The sequence below is a fragment of the Hugenholtzia roseola DSM 9546 genome (genome assembly GCF_000422585.1).
GTDB classification, from domain to species: Bacteria; Bacteroidota; Bacteroidia; order Cytophagales; family Bernardetiaceae; genus Hugenholtzia; species Hugenholtzia roseola.
In genome coordinates, this window is sequence record NZ_KE383879.1 from 16814 (window position 1) to 34368 (window position 17555).

The window sequence follows — 17555 nt, forward strand, 5'->3', positions numbered from 1 at the left end:
TACTTTTGACCCAAACCGCCCCTTTTTGGAACGATATTAGCGATACCGAATTGCCATTTTTTCCTTTTTCGGAGATGTCATTCAAACCTACTTTATCTCTTTTTATTCCTACAAAACTTCTATTATGATGAAAAAAGTAAAACTATTTGCCCTTTCCGCCTTCGCCCTCACCACTTGGGCAACACAGATGCCCACTTGGGCGCATACCCCCGACGAAACAGAATTGCTACTCGAAGTCCTCGCACACGTACAGGACAACAATCCGCGTGGCACTTTGGTACGAAAAGGAGTCAAGTACAAATGGGAGATGTTTCGCGAAGGCAAAGCCAATCGCTATCAAGTCAAGATTCATAGAGAAAAAGGAGGGGCTGCAAACTTAGTTTATTCTACTACCGTCATTGTTTCAGACAAACGCAGTTCGGGAGAAGGATATACTGTAAAACTTTTTTATTCCATCAATAACGATTACAGTTGGAAATTAGAGCCACAATCCTATTTAGCCGTAACCTTCAAAGGCAATACCGTCGTGAGCCGCGAGGCAATGGGCAAGATGAAAGAATTTGAAAACAACGACCATGGGCTTAGTGAGGCAGAGCTAAACGCCAAAACCAGCCCCGACCCCAATTACAAAGACGAGGAGATACGCTACATGGCAGCCGCCACGCGCTACCTGATATACAAGTATCCTAAGCTAATGAAACCCTAAATTTATTTTTGCTTTTTCAAATCCTATCCTATTCATTTTTTTGGATAGGATTTTTTTTGGGCTTCTTTTCCTTACTTTTGTTGGCGCGTTGTTTCGCCCCTGATTTGAGAAAAAAAGAAATACCCAAAAGACTATTTTCTTACATGAAAAAAATATCGCCTTTTCTCGTGTTGCTTTCTTCTTTGTTTGTTTTTTTTGTGCTATCTTGTTCTCAATCTCGAAAAGAAGCAATTTCAGAAAGCCCCGCTACGCCCTATAAAGAAGGAAATATCGCCTTTTTTGAAGCCCTGCCGCCACATTTTGACCCCTCTGCACCGCTAACACTTAGCCAAAGGCAGGTAGTTGCCCAACTATACAGTCCTTTGTTTCGCTTAGGCGAGGAGGGTATTTTATACGAAAATTTGCTAAAATCTTACACCGTCTTAGACAGTGGCAAAACCTACGCCTTCGAGCTTCGCCAAGACGTTTTTTTTCACCCCCATCAGGATTTTGAAAACCAACAGGCAAGACAGCTCACCGCTCACGATGTCATTTTCAGCCTCAAAAGGTGGGCAAATACGCCTTCGGGTGCGCTCTTTCGCTCTTTTTTAGAAAGCGAAAGCCAAAATTGGCAGCAAGCCTTTGTTTTTGAAGACCCTTTTCATTTCCAAATCCGACTTGCAAAAAAAACAGGACTTCTTCCCCATTTTTTAGCCACTCCTGAAAGTAGTATCCTTTCTGCCAAAATCCTACAAAAAGCAGGCATAAGTTTTGAAAAAAATAAAATCATCAAACAAAATCTTGCCATCGGAACAGGCGCGTATCTTTTAGAAGAAGTTAGAAAAAATAGTATCGTTTTAAAAAAACACGAGGATTTTTTTGGAAAAAATGACCATCAAAAGCCTTTTCCTTACGTGCATCAATGGGAATTGCATTACCATCAAGATACCGCTTATTTGGCTTGGCTCTTTGAAAAAGAAAAAATTGCAGCACTTTTGCTGCCCCCTGACTTATATGCGCGTTTGGATAGTAATTTTGCAAAAAGCGTACAAAAAAAAATCATAAATTTAGAACTACAAAGTTTTCCGCTTTTGGCAGTTTCGGTACTTCAATTTGAAAAAGTACAACAAGCCGACCTCGATACCTTGCTAAGACGCAACATTTTTCGCTTCGCCCTCAATTTGAGTGTAGATAGAAACAAACGAAAAAATAATCCGCAAAACATTGAAAATCAAGGATTTATACCGCAAATTCTACCGCAATATCAGCAAAATTCCCTACAAGGCTACCTACAAGATACGCTCAAAGCGCGAACTTTTGCCCTACAAAGCTACCAAGATTTGTTTGCAGCACAAGAGCGCGAAATACATATCAATAGTTTTAAAAATGATTCACTATATCGAGCGGCTTTTTGGGCTGCCCTTCCTACTCTGTACCTTTCAAGTACAAATGAAAGTTGGAAAAATGCAATCTTAGACAGCCTCATACAAGATTGGGCGCAAGTAGGCATCAAGGCTGCGAGAACCCAAAAAGGCGAAAATTTGGGCATAAATGAGGCAAAAAATAGGGCAAACCTTACCTATCAAACTTTTTACAGTCCCATAGCCGAAGAGATAGGGCTTTTGATGCAATTTCCCAAAGATTGCCCCTATCTACCCACTACTTTTTACCAAGATTTAGATAAAATTTGGGAAATAGAATCCGAACAAAAGCGCAAAACCTACTATTGGGAACTGCAAAAAATCTGGCTTCATCACGCGCCTGCGGTTATACTTTTTTATCCTAAAAATTATATTTTCTACAATAAAGATTATATCATAGATTTGAAAAGCAACCTTTTAGGCATCTGGAATTTGGCAGAAGCAGATTTGAAAATAACTGAATAAAATAGGTCAATGGGCTTAAAGGTAGGAAATTTTATTGCTTTTTCGGTATTTTTTTAGCTTCTGTACCGCCGTTTCGCTTTTTTTGCGCACTTTTCTATATCTTTGAAAATGATAAAGCCCCACAAGAAAAAACTACCTCTGCCTTGCCCATAAAAGCAAACAGAAGGCGGCTTTTCTTGGCTTGTTTAGCAAAATATCCTATTCTAAAAACTTTTATCACTTTAAAAGACCACACATTTATTTTCGCAAATAGATATGGATTCTCTAACACAAATTGTTTTGGGTGCAGCCGTAGGTGAGGCTGCTTTGGGGCGAAAAATTGGCAATCAGGCACTCTTTTGGGGGGCAGTGGCAGGCACAATTCCCGATTTAGACGTATTAGCCAACCCCTTTCAAGATGTGGTAGAACAGTTGCAATGGCATAGAAGTCTTACTCATTCTTTGCTTTTTGCTATTATTGTTTCGCCTTTATTTGCTTTTTTTATACATAAAATAAAACGATATAGCCATACTACTTTTTGGGAATGGTTCAATCTCTTTTTTTGGGGCTTCGTAACCCATGCCCTTCTGGATACTTGCACCACTTGGGGAACGCAACTTTTATATCCATTCTACAATTATGGTTTTGCTACTAAAACAGTTTTTGTCATAGACCCGCTCTATACCTTGCCCTTTCTCTACTTTGTTATCGTCGTCGCCTTTACACGCTACCGAAAAAATGGGCGTTACAATCCCAAACGCAGGCGCAGAAACCTCTATGGCTTAGGCATCAGCACTTGCTACCTTATTTTGGGTTTTGTTTTAAAGTTTTTAGCAAATCAGACCTTTGAGCAAGCCCTTCAAAATCAAAATATTCCTTATTCGCGCTATGATAGCAAGGTTACTGCCCTCAATATCGTGCTTTGGAATGTAGTAGCCGAAACGGAAGAAGGCTATTACAGTGGCTATTATTCTTTTTTTGATGCGGATAAAAATATAAAATTCAATTATTTTCCAAAAAATTGGAAACTGCTCGAACCCTATCGTGAAAATGAAAAAGTGCAGATTTTAAAAGAAATTACACAAGGTTATTACAGCATAGAAACAACAGAAAGCGAAGACCCAAAGATAAAACGCTTGAAAATGAATGACTTACGATTTGGACAAGTGGGCGATTGGCAGGGCGGAAAAGGCGAATTTGTTTTTGTTTATCACCTTGATATTGAAGAAAAAGAAGGCGAAAGTCCAAAGATTTCTTTTAGCCAAAAACCCAACCGCTACCAAGATGCTTGGGCATTGTTTAAGAGTTTGTTTCACCGCTTATTAGGAAATAAAAGTTGATGAAACAATCTTTTTTGTACTTCTTCAATCGCTTTTTTACTTTTATTTAGATAAGGAAAAGCAAGCGAAACACGCTCACCGCCTTTTTTCCATACCTCTAAAAAATAACGCCCCTGCCAACCGTAATATGCCCAGATGCCGAAAATCAGGGTCAGGATTACGCCTAAATGGTTCATTATCAAGCCTTTAAGTAGGGCAATGAAAGAGAGTGAAGCCAGCACACTTCCCAAAATGAGCGGCAGGAGCAGCCGTTTAAACTGCCATTGTAGCGTTTGCAATTCGCTAAGGGCAAAGGCACGCTTTTGAGGCAGTTCCTGACTTTTGTCTATTAAAGTTAGTTTTTGGTCGGAAAGTTGTACCTCAAAAAGTCTTTCTTGTGTTTTAAAGATTACATTTTCAGGTATTCTTACCCAATTCGGACGAAAAGAAGGCGTAAGAAAGGGTGCTTGCTTTTCAAAGGCAGGCAGTTGTGAAAAAGTAGGCTTTTTTTGAGTTTGATTTTGAAACGAAAAAAAGGGTGCAGGCATGGTAAAAAACAGAAACAGAGTGAGAGCAGCTTGTATCTTCGGATAAAGCGTCCTTTTGTGTGTATCAAAAGCAAATCCAAAACCGAAAGCCGACAAAAAAGCAGGCACAAAATCCTTTATTCTGCCAAAAGCCAGCTAAGTGCCTCATTTTCAGTCTTGAAATTTTCTGACACTTCGGCATACTCACCCGTTTTGCGCAGGTTATCGAGCTGTTTGAGCGACATCTGATTATAGACATCTTCGGCTACAATACGCGCTACCCGAAAAACTTTGTGTGCAGAGGCTTCATACGCTTTGGGAAAATACTCTTTGTAGAGCCAATCGCGGTTTTCCTCTGCAATGACTTTGCTTTCGCCCATATCCACCAAAATATGATGGCACTGATGTTTTTGTATCAAATCTACAACTTCTAACCAACAAGGTTTGTATTTTTCTAAGATAAGAAAGCCTTTCATGACAACTTTGATGTAGTTGCCTGCCTCCGATTCCTGATATTCAGCGTAACAAGTTCCTGCCATAGGGATAAAAAGATTTTGAAAGTAAGATATTTTTAGAAAGAAAGGCATCATACCTTTCCGAAAAAGGACTTTCTAAAAATACCAAAAAAAAACGTTCCCTACAAGCGGCGAGCGAAAAATTTATGCTCCTTTCACGATTTATTTTTGCTAAATCTGCACACTGCCCCAATGATGTTAAGTTCGGCGAGAAGTTTTTTGTTTTTAAATTAGAAACAAAATAAAATTTAGACTTAAACCCTAAGGGTCTTGAAGACCCTTAGGGTTTGGGGCATAGGACAAGGCATGCCTTGTCCCTACATTTAACATCAGTGGGGTTTGAGTTGAGGTGCATATTAGGCTTTTACCATACCAACAAGGCATTTTTTTGGTCTTATTTCACCGAAATTCGCATGCCTACATAGACCATGCGCCCCATGACGTTGCCCCAAATTCTACCTGCATCAAATTGGTTAGAAAAAGGATTTTGGGCATCTAAAATGGCATTGGGTTGTATGAAATTAAGCAGGTTTTCGCCTCCTACATACAAATCCCATTTGGGGAAACTGCGCGTAATTTGCCCATTCCAAAGCATATAGGCAGGACTTTGACTCTGCGTATCGAGCGGACTTGCACTTAGGCGTTGGCTACCTACCCACTGCCCTGTGAGGTCGAAGTTCCACTTTTCATTTGCCGTTGTGTAGGCGGTATTGATGAAAAAACGGTGCTTGGGTGTGAGCGGCATCTGTCGCATTTGGCTTTTTTGTTGGGGTGTCGGATTGCGAAAAGCCGCCTGCACGTCGTAAAATTTATAGGCGGCAGAAATTTCGAAGCCCTTAAAGGGTTCGAGTTCGGTCTGAATTTGGAAACTATTGGCACACGACTGGTCTTGGAGGTTGTAAATCGCTAAAATGCCCGCCGTTTCTACATCTGCCACTACCTGATTTTGAAAACGGGTATGGTAAAAATCGGCAACGACACGCCCTTTGCGCCCGCCTACCGAAAGCTGCTGCGCCAAACTCACGCCAAAGTTCCAAAGTCTTTCAGGTTCTAAACTTTCTACCTGCAAAATCCTGCCGCTGGGTAGGAAATTTCCGAAGTCGATGGTCGGATTGACAAGGCGAAAACCATTGCCTGCCGAAGCGCGTAAGATTGTTTTTTCCGAAAATTCGTATTTGAGGTGCAAACGCGCTATCGGAATCAGCCCCCAAAGGTTGTGATAATCCATTCTTAGCCCCGAAACTGCCTGAAATTTAGCCGCTTTCAAGGTATGCTCGAAAAATGCACCCGCCACTTTTTCTTTTCTGCTCCAATCGTAAAGCCTAAGCGAATCGGAAAGACGGTCTTGGTATTGCTGCCCAAAATCGTCGTAAGTGAGGCTCAAACCTGCTCGCAATTTGTGTGTTTCTGAAAGTTCGGTTTCCAAAATGCCATTGTAGTAGAGTTGGGTCTGTGTTCCCTCAAATTGACGCAATCCCCATACGTTTTGACTTTGATGATATTGTGCCGAAAACTGATTGCCGAAGGTAGTTTTTGAGTTGATAAAAAATCCTACTTTTGCAAAAAAATCGGCTTTTTTATTTTCCATCGCCACATTGTAGCGCGTGTTGTCGGCACTTTTGTCGTTGAAAGAAGAACCATTTTGTCCGCTGATTTTGTCTTCCCAAAGAAAACGTCCGCCCAACATGGCTTCCATTTTTTTGCCCTCATATTTGAAGCGTGTAAAGGCATTGGCTTGCTTATAGCGCGGCGAATCCATAAAATTATCGTTGTTTTCGTCCATTTCGCGTACCTGCGTGCTGCCATGCAAGAGCCAAAGTTGCGACCAGCGCGGCGAAATTTTATAGGCAGTATGGGCGTTGAGTTCGGCTCTGCCAAATTGATTGAGGTAGGCATTGAGGAAAAGTTTTTCGCCATTTTGGAGCATATTTTCGGGCTTTACCAGCTCTACATTGATTTGCCCTGTCATCGATTCATAGCCATTGGCTACCGAACCTGCGCCCTTGTTGATGTCGATGGATTGCACCCAAGTACCGGGTATGAAATGCAGCCCTGCACGCAAATTCAAGCCACGCATCATAGGCAAACTTTCCACCATGAGCTGTGAAAAACGCCCATCTAACCCCAAAAGGCGAATCTGACGATTGCCACTGACGGCATCTGTGGTAGCGGCATCTACCGAGGCGTTGGTTTCGAAACTTTCTGCCAAATTACAACAAGCCGCCTTTCGCAAGTCTTTGACTGTCAGCAGTTCTGCCTGTTGGATTTCCCTATCCAAACCTAAGTTAGCCGTTACTTCTACTTCATTTAAAACCACAGATTTCAAAGCAATTTCTATATAATTTTGCTCTGCCGCTATCAAAAGCGTATCCGTTTGGAAACCTACATAACTGACCAGAAGCGTGTCGGTTTCGAGGCTTTTGTCCAGATGAAAAACGCCGTTTGCGTCTGTAACTGTGCCTTTTGTAGTAGCAGCCGTTTTCCATAAGAGGGTCGCGCCTATAAGCGGCTCTTGGGTAGTGGCATCATACACTTTGCCTTCCAAATGATTTTGGGTATGATGATTTTGGGTATGATGATTTTTGTCTTGATTTTGGTGCGATTGTGCTGCAATCGGATTTGAAAAGAGAGCAGCAATAAAAGCAGCCACGAAAAAGGCTACCTTTTTTGAAAGTTGTGTGAAAGTCATCTTCTTGTCTGTTTTTTGTAAAAAAAATTAAAAACAAGCCTATGTTTTTGGTTTTGATTCAAAACCTAAAAAGTAGGCGAAAGGGCATATTTGAATAGCCCCAAGTCAAGAAAATGAGGAGTTTATAGTCTAAAAAGTTGGATAAAAATGAGCAGTTTTTTGCCGTACAGATTGGGCGGCGGCAAGTCAGCCCCATAAAGGAGTGCGATTTTTTCCTGCCCGAAGCTAATTTTTTCTACTATCTCGAACTCGAAAAAGAAGAAGTCCGAAACAAAATTTTCTAAAAATTTAAACTTAAAATCTTTTGGAAAATGCTTGTCTGTTTGGTCTTGTAAAAGTTGGGTTTTGGTATCGCAACAATCGTTTTCTGTTGTGCCTTGTTCTAAATCACAACCAAAACGCGCCTTAAACTTTTGCGCCTGCACCTCGCAACAACATTCGTAGGCGTTGAGTATCGTAACGGTCGTTTTTTCCTTCATCTTACACAAATGCTCATAGATAGGCAGCCCAATAGTGGCAAAACCTATCTGAAAAGCCATAAGGTAAGCGAAAAAGGTGAGGAAAAAGCGCGACATGGACGTTTTTTGTTTAAGAAGTCGGGTGCGTGTTGCCGATTTTGCAGCGGCAACTTTGAAAGGTCTGTTTCCGATACAAACGCAAAGGTAGGAAATTTGTTGTGAAAATAAAAAAGTAGGTAGGGCAAAAGCCGCAGTCTGAAACGAAAGCCGTCTTGCATTTTTTTGTGTCTTTCCTATCAAAACTCGCTGGTGGATTCGCTAAAAAGACTTATCTTTGTGCTTCAAACAATTTCTTTCAACCTTGACGCTAATTAAATCTATCTCTGGCATACGCGGTACGATTGGTGGAAAAGCAGGGGAAACCCTCTCGCCCGAAGACGTAGTAAAGTTTAGTGCCGCCTTTGGAACTTGGGCAAAACTAAGAGCCAATATGCAGGAGGGTTCGCCCGCTGCACCCCCTCGAATGGTAATAGGCAGAGATGCCCGCCTTTCAGGAGAAATGTATAGCCAACTGGTAGCCGTTACGCTACGCAGTTTGGGAATCGAGGTGATAGATTTGGGCTTGGCAACTACGCCGACAGTGGAAATGGCAGTGCCTTACCATCAGGCGATAGGCGGCATTATCCTAACGGCAAGCCACAATCCCTCGAATTGGAACGCCCTTAAATTATTGAATCAGGAGGGGGAATTTATTTCCGCCGACGAAGGGGCTGCCGTTTTAGAAATTGCAGACCAAAATCAGATACAATATGCCAAAGTAACTGCCTTTGGTGGCTATCAAGAAGATGAAAAAGCCCTCGAAAGGCATGTAGAAGCGATTTTAGCCCTACCTGCCATAGATAGGGAGGCGATTGCTGCCAAACAGTTTCGCATTGTAGTCGATGGTTGTAATTCTGTGGGCGGTTTTGCTGTGCCTTATCTTTTGGAGCGTTTGGGGGTAGAAACGATAGAGCGTGTTTTTTGTGAGCCTACGGGGGTTTTCGAGCGCAATCCCGAACCCTTGCCCGAAAACATCACCTATATTTGTTCGCGCATCAGAAGTGGCAACTTTCATTTAGGTATCGTTGTAGACCCTGATGTAGATAGGCTTTGTTTGGTCTGCGAAGATGGTACGCCCTTTGGCGAAGAATATACCTTAGTAGCCGTTGCCGATTATCTTTTGCAGAAAAAAAGTGGCAATACGGTTTCAAATCTTTCCTCTACGCGAGCTTTGGCAGAGGTTACTGAAAAAGCAGGCGGGACTTATTTCGCCTCAGCAGTGGGCGAGGTCAATGTAGTGGCAAGTATGAAAGCAAATCAGGCACTTATCGGTGGCGAAGGCAATGGCGGCGTGATTTATCCCGAATTGCATTACGGCAGAGATGCCTTAGTTGGAATTGCACTTTTTCTTTCGCACTTAGCACATTTTAAAGGCTCTGCCAATATGCTCAAAGCGCGTTATCCCGACTACCATATCTCTAAAAACAAGATAGAATTAGATGAGGCGATGAATGTTGCTGAAATCTTGGAAAAAATTGCTGAAAAATACAAGCAACAGCAACTCATTACCCTCGATGGGGTCAAGATTATTTTTGAGAGTGGCGAATGGGTACATCTGCGCCCTTCCAATACCGAACCTATCATTCGCATCTATGCCGAATCGAGCAGTGAATCTACTGCCGAGCATTTGGCGCGAAAAATCATGATAGACATCAAAGAAATTATTGCCTTTTAGTGCCAAAAACTTCGCTTTTTGTAGCGAAAAAGACTTTCTTTGCAAGCGAGCAAAATTCTAAAACGCATCTAATAATATTAAGTTTTTTACAAAATTTTATGTTTTCGTTAAAATAAAATTCGGATTGAAGTGTATGTTGGATTTGAAAGTCCTTTTTTATTTCAATCTCACTTCGGATAAGGCAATGCCCTGTCGCTACATTTAGAAGCATCTTTTAGAACCTAACGTTATGATACAGCCCCTCTCTTTGAAATAAGGAGAGGGTTTGTTTTTTATTTTGAGAAAATTACTTTCTCAAAAAACCATATTTATAAATTTTTGGCTCGATACTGCTTGCTAAAATTTTTAGACTTTCACGCAATTTGCTAATAAGATTGCTATAAATTTCATCTTCACTCTTATTATTCATCTTGCCCTTTGCATTTCTGCCCTGAAAATGCTCCCTGATGTCGTAAAGCGAAGCATTGACATTGCAGTTGGGTTGTGCATGATAATATTTCCAAAGTTCGCGCCCTGCCTCAAAGACGGCTTGCGCTTCGGGGGAAAAAATTAGGGGAGCAGCCCTTATTTTTTCGGGATTTAATAAACTACCGTTTCCGTTTGGTTTCAGTTTGCCTTTGATAAATTGCGTCATAAAATTGCTTTCAAACTTGGTGCGAGCATTCACCTCTTGTTCGGTAAAAGGTATCCAATGATTTGTACCTTTTTCAGAGGAAATTCTGTTTTGCCCATGAAAAAGCATAAAAGCAAGGCAATTATTTTGAAATTCCGTATCCTTTTCCCAACCTTCATTTGGATACAAAAATTGGTCTCGGTCGTTGAGCCAAGTGGCAGCCATACAATGGCGAACGGCAAAATAGACGCAGCCTTGAAAGATATTCTCTTGGGTAAAATTCCAAAAATTAATATGCCATACGCCTTTTTCTATGGAAAGAAACAACTGGTTATTTTGCTGAAAGTCAGGCGATGGATTCCCCATGTATCCTATTCCTGTTTTCGTCTTATCGTCAAAGTCTTTTATCCATCTATTGATGTTTTGTGGTAAATTACCGTAAAAAGATTTTTCACCACTTTTTACACCTTCATTTTCTATAATATCACAAACTATTTTATCAATTTTTTCTCTTTCTGCTGTGTCCCAAATGGTAAAACCAATAGGGAAATGACCCACGACATTATCAAAGGTATTGGCTCTAACAATAAAGCCTTTTAAAAATTTTGCTAAAAAGAAGGTTCTAAACTTAGTGAAATTTGTACCCTGTATAAATTTGAGTTTTGAAAATTGAGCTAATTTTGCGCCACTTATCTTATCGTAAATTCGCGCCATAAAAAGGGCAAAAATTTCATTCGACCCGCCATTGATTTTTTCACGATATAGTTCTCTTGTTTTATTGTCTTTGGCTACTCCTGCTTTCGGGCTTCCTGTTTTTTTAGCAGTTTTATGAGAGCCAGCCTCTACATACGGCGGATTGATATAAATTACCAACTTTTTTCTTTTTTCGGGGTCGTTGATGATATTTTGTAGTGGCTTTGGTAATTTTGAAAAATCATCATTTAAAAAATCAAATTGAAAAACATGGTCTTCTAATAAGTTCGCGCCGTTTTTGATGCGGTCGTGCATAACATCTACGTCCTGCCTATCTAAGGTAGAAGCAAAGATGTGGTATTTATTAGTCAAACCATTTAATAAATTTCCTGTACCTGCGGCACAATCCCACACATAATACTCATCTTGCCAATCCTGACCTAAAACTTCGGTGAGGTACTTTTGTGAAAGCTCGACCCAGATTTGAGGGGTGAAAAAACTGCCCTTTCGCTCCCTAACGTCCTGCGGCACAAGCAAATCTCTTCGCTCCACAATGTAATCCCAATATTCCTCTTTGGGCGGACGCTCATATTTATTCCAAAATTGTGTGTGCGCCACTTGTTTGTCATTAAAACCCGTCTTGTTGGAATTGAAAAATCCCATTTCATTTATCTTTCGGTCAAATTCATAGTATTCTTTTTTGAGCAAAACATACAGTTTATCTTTTAGGGTCTCATTTTCGGCTGAAAGCAAGTCGGCTAAGTAAAAATCGCCGTCGATGATGCCATGTTTTTTGGCAACTTCCCAATTTGCCGCAATCGTAGGCTTTACACTTTCCAACCATTTATTGTAAATAACCAAGAAATTATTTTTATCAATGCGCGTTTTTGTCAGACCAAACTTGCCTACTACAAAATTTTCTTTGATAAATATTTGCAGTTCTTTGTTGTCTTCTTCATAAAAAAAGAGCAAGGCTTTTTGGTCAATCGTCGTCTTTACTTTTTCTAAAAGGCGTTTAAACTCTTTGGTTTCGTAGTTTGAAGGCGTTACATTCCAATTAAAATCATTGATGTAGAAAAACTCTTGAATGTCATTATAGGGTAAAAATGCGATTTTTTCACCATCAAAAGCACCCAAAAAAGAAGGCGGTAGGAATTTGTCGAAAGTCCGCGCCTTTCCAATCGTAAGGACAAGCTGCACGATAGATTTGTAAATATCCGACGCGCCCTTCTTGGCTTCTGCCCAAAGTAAAGACTCCTGCTCATACATTTCCAATTGGCTTTGATGCTTTGCGACACAAAAATCGACGTTGCCGATAATTTTGGTGCAATCGTAGAGCCAAAAATAGTCTTGGGCTACTTTATTTTTGAGTTCTTCTTCTCTGATGTTCTGATATTTCATCATTTTTGATATGCGTCTTTGGGTAGAAATAGCCTTGTTGCTGTGCAAATTTACTAAAAATCAGTCAAAAGAAAAAACATCTTAGAAACAAAAAGCTATGAGGGGTTTGTGCCTAAATCACAAAAAACCGCCACCGAATTGAGTAGATTTTGGTGGCGGCGGCTTCTATATTATCGGCTCAAATACAAGTTTCTTTGTTTGTAGATGTCCCTAAAAAATGGGTCTTTGAGGTCTTTGATAAATTGTATCGCCTCGCCCGTAGATTTCATTTCGGGACCTAATTCCTTATTGACGTTGGGGAACTTATCAAAAGAGAAAACAGGGATTTTGATAGCATAGCCCTCTTTGGTAGGATTAAAGGGTAACGCTGCTAATTTTTTATAGCCAAGCATGACCCACGTAGCCCATTTGACATACGGCTCTTGGTAGGCTTTGCAAATAAAAGGTACGGTACGCGAAGCGCGAGGATTTGCCTCAATGACATAGACTTTTCCATCTTTGATGGCATATTGCACGTTGAGCAAACCTCTTGTATGCAAGGCAAGGGCAATTTTTTTGGTGTATTCTTCTATGGTCTGGATAATTTCTTGGGGCAGGTCGAAGGTAGGCAAAACGGCGTAAGAATCGCCCGAATGAATACCCGCAGGCTCGATGTGTTCCATGATGCCTATGATTTTTACCATTTCGCCATCACAAATAGCATCTGCCTCTGCCTCTATCGCACCCGAAAGAAACTCATCTATCAAGACCGAACCCTCGCCCATCTCTTTGAAGATATTAACGACATGCTGCTCCAATTCCTGCTCATTGATGACAATTTTCATATTCTGTCCGCCCAAAACATAAGAAGGACGCACCAAGAGCGGAAAATTCAAGTCCTTTGCCAAATCTAAGGCTTCTTCGGCGTTCTTTATCGCAAAATAGCGCGGATAGGGAATGTCGTTTTCTTTGAGCAAATCTGAAAAACGCCCTCTATCTTCGGCAAGGTCTAAGGCTTCGTAGCTTGTGCCAATGATGGGAATGTTGTAGCGATTGAGCTTTTCGGCTAACTTCAACGCCGTCTGTCCGCCCAACTGCACGATAACACCTTCGGGTTTTTCGTGTTGGATAATATCGTAGAGATGTTCCCAAAAGATAGGCTCAAAATATAGTTTATCTGCAATATCAAAATCAGTAGAAACCGTTTCGGGATTGCAATTTATCATGATGGTTTCATAACCTGCTTCTTTTGCCGCCAAAATGCCATGCACACAACTATAATCAAACTCTATCCCTTGTCCGATACGATTAGGACCCGAACCCAAGACAATGATTTTCTTTTTATCGCTACAAGTCGATTCATTTTCTTGTTCGAAGGTAGAATAATAGTAAGGCGTTTTGGCTTCAAATTCGGCAGCACAGGTATCCACTACCTTCCAGACGCGCTTAATGCCCATTTCTTCGCGCTTTTTATAGACCTCGCTTTCAAGGCAGCGCAGAAGGTGGGCTAATTGTCTATCGGCATAGCCGCGCTTTTTGGCGGCTAAAAGCAATTCGTTTGTGATATTGTGAATGGTATGTTTTTCTATTTCATTTTCTAAAAATACCATTTCTTCAATTTGATGCAAAAACCAAGGGTCTATTTTGGTCAAATCTTGAATCCTTTTAAAAGGAATCCCCAACTTCATGGCATCATAGATACGAAAGAGCCTATCCCATGAAGGAACTTTGAGTTTTTGGTGGATTTGCTCTTGGTCGCGCAATTCTTTGCCATCTGCACCCAGACCGTTGCGGCGAATTTCTAAGGACTGACAGGCTTTTTGCAGGGCTTCCTGAAAATTTCTACCAATACCCATTGCCTCACCTACCGATTTCATCTGAAAACCCAAGCGCGTATCTGCGCCTTTGAATTTATCAAAGTTCCAGCGCGGAATTTTGACAATGACATAATCCAGCGAAGGCTCGAAAAAGGCAGAGGTTGTGCCTGTAATGGCGTTGGGTAGCTCATCTAAATTGTAGCCTATGGCTAATTTAGCGGCGATTTTAGCGATAGGGTAGCCCGTTGCTTTCGAAGCCAACGCCGAAGAGCGCGACACACGAGGGTTGATTTCTATGCCTATAATTTCGTCATCATTGGCAGGATTGACGGAAAACTGCACATTACAGCCCCCTGCAAAAGAGCCAATACTATTCATCATCAAAATGGCAAGGTCGCGCATCTTTTGATAAGTCGTATCGGCAAGGGTCATGGCAGGTGCGACGGTGATAGAATCGCCTGTATGCACCCCCATGGGGTCAAAATTCTCTATCGAACAAATGATAATGACGTTGCCTGCATTGTCGCGCAGAAGTTCTAATTCGTACTCTTTCCAACCCAAAACAGACTGCTCTACCAAAACTTCGTGTATGGGCGAAAGGTGCAGACCGCGCGAAAGGGCTTCATCAAATTCTTCGGGGTCTTGTACCACACTGCCGCCTGTGCCGCCTAAGGTAAAAGAGGGGCGAATGACCAGCGGAAAGCCTATTTCTTGGGCTATCTTTTTGCCTTCTAAAAATGAGCGTGCTACCTGCCCTTTGGCTACCTGCACGCCGATACGTTCCATGCACTGCTTAAACTTGTCGCGGTCTTCCGTCGTTTCGATGGCGTGCAAATCTACCCCAATGATGCGCACGTTGTACTTTTCCCACAGCCCTCGCTCATGGCAGGCGATAGCTAAATTTAATGCCGTCTGACCGCCCATAGTCGGCAAGACGGCATCAATGTCCTGTTCCTGTAAGATTTTTTCTATCGATTCGGGCGTGAGCGGTTGCAAATAGACGTGGTCGGCATTGAGGGGGTCGGTCATGATGGTGGCGGGGTTCGAATTGATGAGCGAAACCTGTATGCCTTCTTCACGCAGCGAACGCGCTGCCTGTGAGCCAGAATAGTCAAATTCGCAAGCCTGTCCGATAATGATGGGACCGCTGCCAATGATAAGAATATGCTTGATGTCGTTATTTTTGGGCATGGGAGTTGAGTTTCTTGTTCGAGGTACAAAGGTAGGAAAAAACGTGTATTCTCGAACTGCCAAAGTGCCTACTTGCCCTACTTAATCCCTTTTGTTGGGTAGGAACTGCTTGCGACTTATTTTTTCTCAAATTCAGAAATTGCCCCCAAAAAAACAATGCTATTAAGTGGTGCAAAAAGCCTTGTCTTCTCACATTGAAAACAAAATAAAATTTGGATTGAATCCTATTTTTAGGTCTGCCCCCTTTTCTATTTCAATCTCACTTCGGACAAGGCAGTGCCTTGTCCCTACATTTGTGCCTGATTTTGAGAACCTAACAGCAGTACCAGCTCCTATAAAAAATTAGTTTATTTTATTATACTTATTAAAAACTTGCGTCAGACTGCCTTTTGTTTAGACAAAGCAATAGCAACTTTAATGGCTTCGAGGTCGGGGCTATCCGAAGGCTCGAAAAAGTTGTCCGCATTAGGTAGGTAGTTTGCGGGTAGTTGTTGTAGTTCATAGGCTTGGTAGTCATAGAAAGATTCGTTTCCTCTGCTAATATCTACAACATAAATTTTATCAAGGTTTCGATTTTTAAAAAGCTCTAAGTGTGATATTTTTTTGTCTAAAAAATCAGAAATAGACTGAATAGAAACGCGATAAATAAGCCATCTATTGGCATCTTGACTACTATCTACCCAATCGAAGAGATAAAAATGTACGCCGCCTTTTTCTTTGAACAAACTTAGCAACGGTCCTTCAAAATACAAAAGATTGCCAACTCTTCTCAAATGAAAAAGTTCATAAATACTGTGGGGGATAATTCTCAAATGTTCCATCTTGTTTAAAAATAGTGTAGGTTTCTAAAACTTTTTTTTCTAATTCCGCATTTTCATACTCATGAAACGTAAAATGTCCGTAATCGTTGGCAGTATCTGACAGCCCATCTTCTTTTTCCAACCTTAGAAAGGCAATACTTGTCCCTTTATCAATTTTGAATTGTTCCCTTTGATGGGGTCTAAGTTTGTGATAGATTTTTTGATACCTCGAAGCAGCATTTGACAAAGTATCGAATAGCGAAAGTCCGTAACCCGAACACATTTTATCGGAATCATCTAAAATGCGAGGTGGCGGCTCTGAAATAACATGAATGGGCAGAAAATCATTCAAAGTTATGGGTATCTTCACCCAGCGGTATGCGATTTTGTCCGTTTCTGCAAAATTAGCAGCAGGACAATCTTGCCACTTTTGTAGATATTGTGCATATTTGAGTTTTTTATCTTTCATTTATTTTAATGAATTTATGGTATGATAAAACAACTTTTCTGACCAAACATTCTCTAAAAAGCCGCCCAATACACACTTCCAAAACAGAGGCTAAAACCCAAAAGCGCACCCAACCAGACTTCTACGGGGCGATGCGCCTGCAAATAAAGGCGAGCCGTCATGAGCAAGCCCAATAAAAAAAGTAGGAAACTTATCCAGTATATTAAATTTAAGAGGGGAAATTGTATTTGAAATGCCATCACAACACCCAAAACGCCTGAAAGTCCGATGGCATGCGCACTTATTTTGAAACACAAGGTAATAAGCGTTAGGGCAATTACTGAAAAAGTGATGCCGAACATAATCGCAACCAAACGCAAATCCATTTCTATACGAAGCAGAAAATAGGCAGTAAGGCTATAAAAAATACAACTTAGCACAAAAGGCAAATGCCTTTCCTGACGCTTGCGCATATCCAAAGTGCTGATGAAGCCACCGCGCCAAAGGCTTAGAATCGAAAGGGCGGGCATTAGGAAAGTACCCAAAAAAATCATACCCAGTCGCTGCCAATATTCTACCTGAAAAAAAGAGGCTTGATAGATAAAAAAATAAGTGATAAAATACGCCAACGTAGGCATCAGAGCAGGGTGCAAACAGATAGAAGCAGACTGCGCCAGACTACGAAGCAAAAGTTTGGGTAGGAACTTGGCGGAAGACTCTTGCACCATTTTTTAAATAGTAGTTTATAGATATAACCGTCGACTGTGTTTAATTGCACCC

13 protein-coding genes are annotated in these 17555 nt (G+C 41.2%); 4 read left to right on the top strand and 9 right to left on the bottom strand.

All coding sequences use genetic code 11. The features are described from left to right. The first annotated feature begins 124 nt into the window (after positions 1 to 124). From G500_RS0110365 to G500_RS0110375, 3 genes are all read left to right on the top strand, one after another. Positions 125 to 706, top strand: coding sequence for a hypothetical protein (locus G500_RS0110365; RefSeq protein WP_154657116.1), 582 nt, complete (start codon positions 125 to 127; stop codon positions 704 to 706). Between the two features lie 143 nt (positions 707 to 849). Continuing rightward, positions 850 to 2571 (top strand): ABC transporter substrate-binding protein, encoded by a 1722-nt coding sequence (locus G500_RS0110370; RefSeq protein WP_154657117.1) that lies wholly within the window; start codon positions 850 to 852, stop codon positions 2569 to 2571. 255 nt (positions 2572 to 2826) lie between these two features. After that, positions 2827 to 3891 (top strand): metal-dependent hydrolase, encoded by a 1065-nt coding sequence (locus G500_RS0110375; protein ID WP_027002505.1) that lies wholly within the window; start codon positions 2827 to 2829, stop codon positions 3889 to 3891. On the opposite strand, the gene G500_RS0110380 is transcribed toward G500_RS0110375, so the two are convergent. The 4 genes from G500_RS0110380 to G500_RS0110400 all read right to left on the bottom strand — a co-directional run bounded on the left by G500_RS0110380 (position 3864) and on the right by G500_RS0110400 (position 8140). Further along, positions 3864 to 4418, bottom strand: a complete 555-nt coding sequence (locus G500_RS0110380) for a hypothetical protein (protein WP_027002506.1) — start codon at positions 4416 to 4418, stop codon at positions 3864 to 3866. The two genes, G500_RS0110375 and G500_RS0110380, sit on opposite strands and share 28 nt — an antisense overlap. Positions 4419 to 4534: 116 nt before the next feature. Beyond that, positions 4535 to 4936 carry a hypothetical protein gene (locus G500_RS0110385; protein WP_027002507.1) on the bottom strand — a complete coding sequence of 134 codons (402 nt, stop codon included), beginning with the start codon at positions 4934 to 4936 and terminating at the stop codon, positions 4535 to 4537. Positions 4937 to 5306: 370 nt separating this feature from the next. Continuing rightward, complete coding sequence (locus G500_RS23195; protein ID WP_051203451.1) at positions 5307 to 7601, bottom strand: TonB-dependent receptor; 2295 nt, start codon at positions 7599 to 7601, stop codon at positions 5307 to 5309. 122 nt (positions 7602 to 7723) lie between these two features. Further along, positions 7724 to 8140 carry an HYC_CC_PP family protein gene (locus G500_RS0110400; protein ID WP_161626119.1) on the bottom strand — a complete coding sequence of 139 codons (417 nt, stop codon included), beginning with the start codon at positions 8138 to 8140 and terminating at the stop codon, positions 7724 to 7726. A 280-nt stretch (positions 8141 to 8420) separates the two neighbouring features. Between G500_RS0110400 and glmM the strand changes: the two genes are divergently transcribed. Continuing rightward, positions 8421 to 9833 (top strand): phosphoglucosamine mutase, encoded by a 1413-nt coding sequence (glmM, locus tag G500_RS0110405; RefSeq protein ID WP_027002510.1) that lies wholly within the window; start codon positions 8421 to 8423, stop codon positions 9831 to 9833. Between the two features lie 286 nt (positions 9834 to 10119). Here the strand turns inward: glmM and G500_RS0110415 are convergent, their stop codons facing one another. The 5 genes from G500_RS0110415 to G500_RS23200 all read right to left on the bottom strand — a co-directional run bounded on the left by G500_RS0110415 (position 10120) and on the right by G500_RS23200 (position 17503). Beyond that, positions 10120 to 12543 (bottom strand): hypothetical protein, encoded by a 2424-nt coding sequence (locus G500_RS0110415; RefSeq protein ID WP_211220154.1) that lies wholly within the window; start codon positions 12541 to 12543, stop codon positions 10120 to 10122. Between the two features lie 167 nt (positions 12544 to 12710). Beyond that, positions 12711 to 15527: a carbamoyl-phosphate synthase large subunit gene (carB, locus tag G500_RS0110420; RefSeq protein WP_027002513.1), complete on the bottom strand. Its 2817-nt coding sequence runs from the start codon at positions 15525 to 15527 to the stop codon at positions 12711 to 12713. 377 nt (positions 15528 to 15904) lie between these two features. Beyond that, positions 15905 to 16348 (bottom strand): DUF6575 domain-containing protein, encoded by a 444-nt coding sequence (locus G500_RS0110425; protein ID WP_027002514.1) that lies wholly within the window; start codon positions 16346 to 16348, stop codon positions 15905 to 15907. Further along, a complete protein-coding gene (locus G500_RS0110430) occupies positions 16311 to 16796 on the bottom strand; it encodes a hypothetical protein (protein WP_027002515.1) in 486 nt (161 codons plus the stop codon). The genes G500_RS0110425 and G500_RS0110430 overlap by 38 nt, the downstream gene beginning before the upstream one ends. Positions 16797 to 16849: 53 nt before the next feature. Next, positions 16850 to 17503 carry a hypothetical protein gene (locus tag G500_RS23200; RefSeq protein ID WP_051203453.1) on the bottom strand — a complete coding sequence of 218 codons (654 nt, stop codon included), beginning with the start codon at positions 17501 to 17503 and terminating at the stop codon, positions 16850 to 16852. Positions 17504 to 17555: the final 52 nt, after the last annotated feature.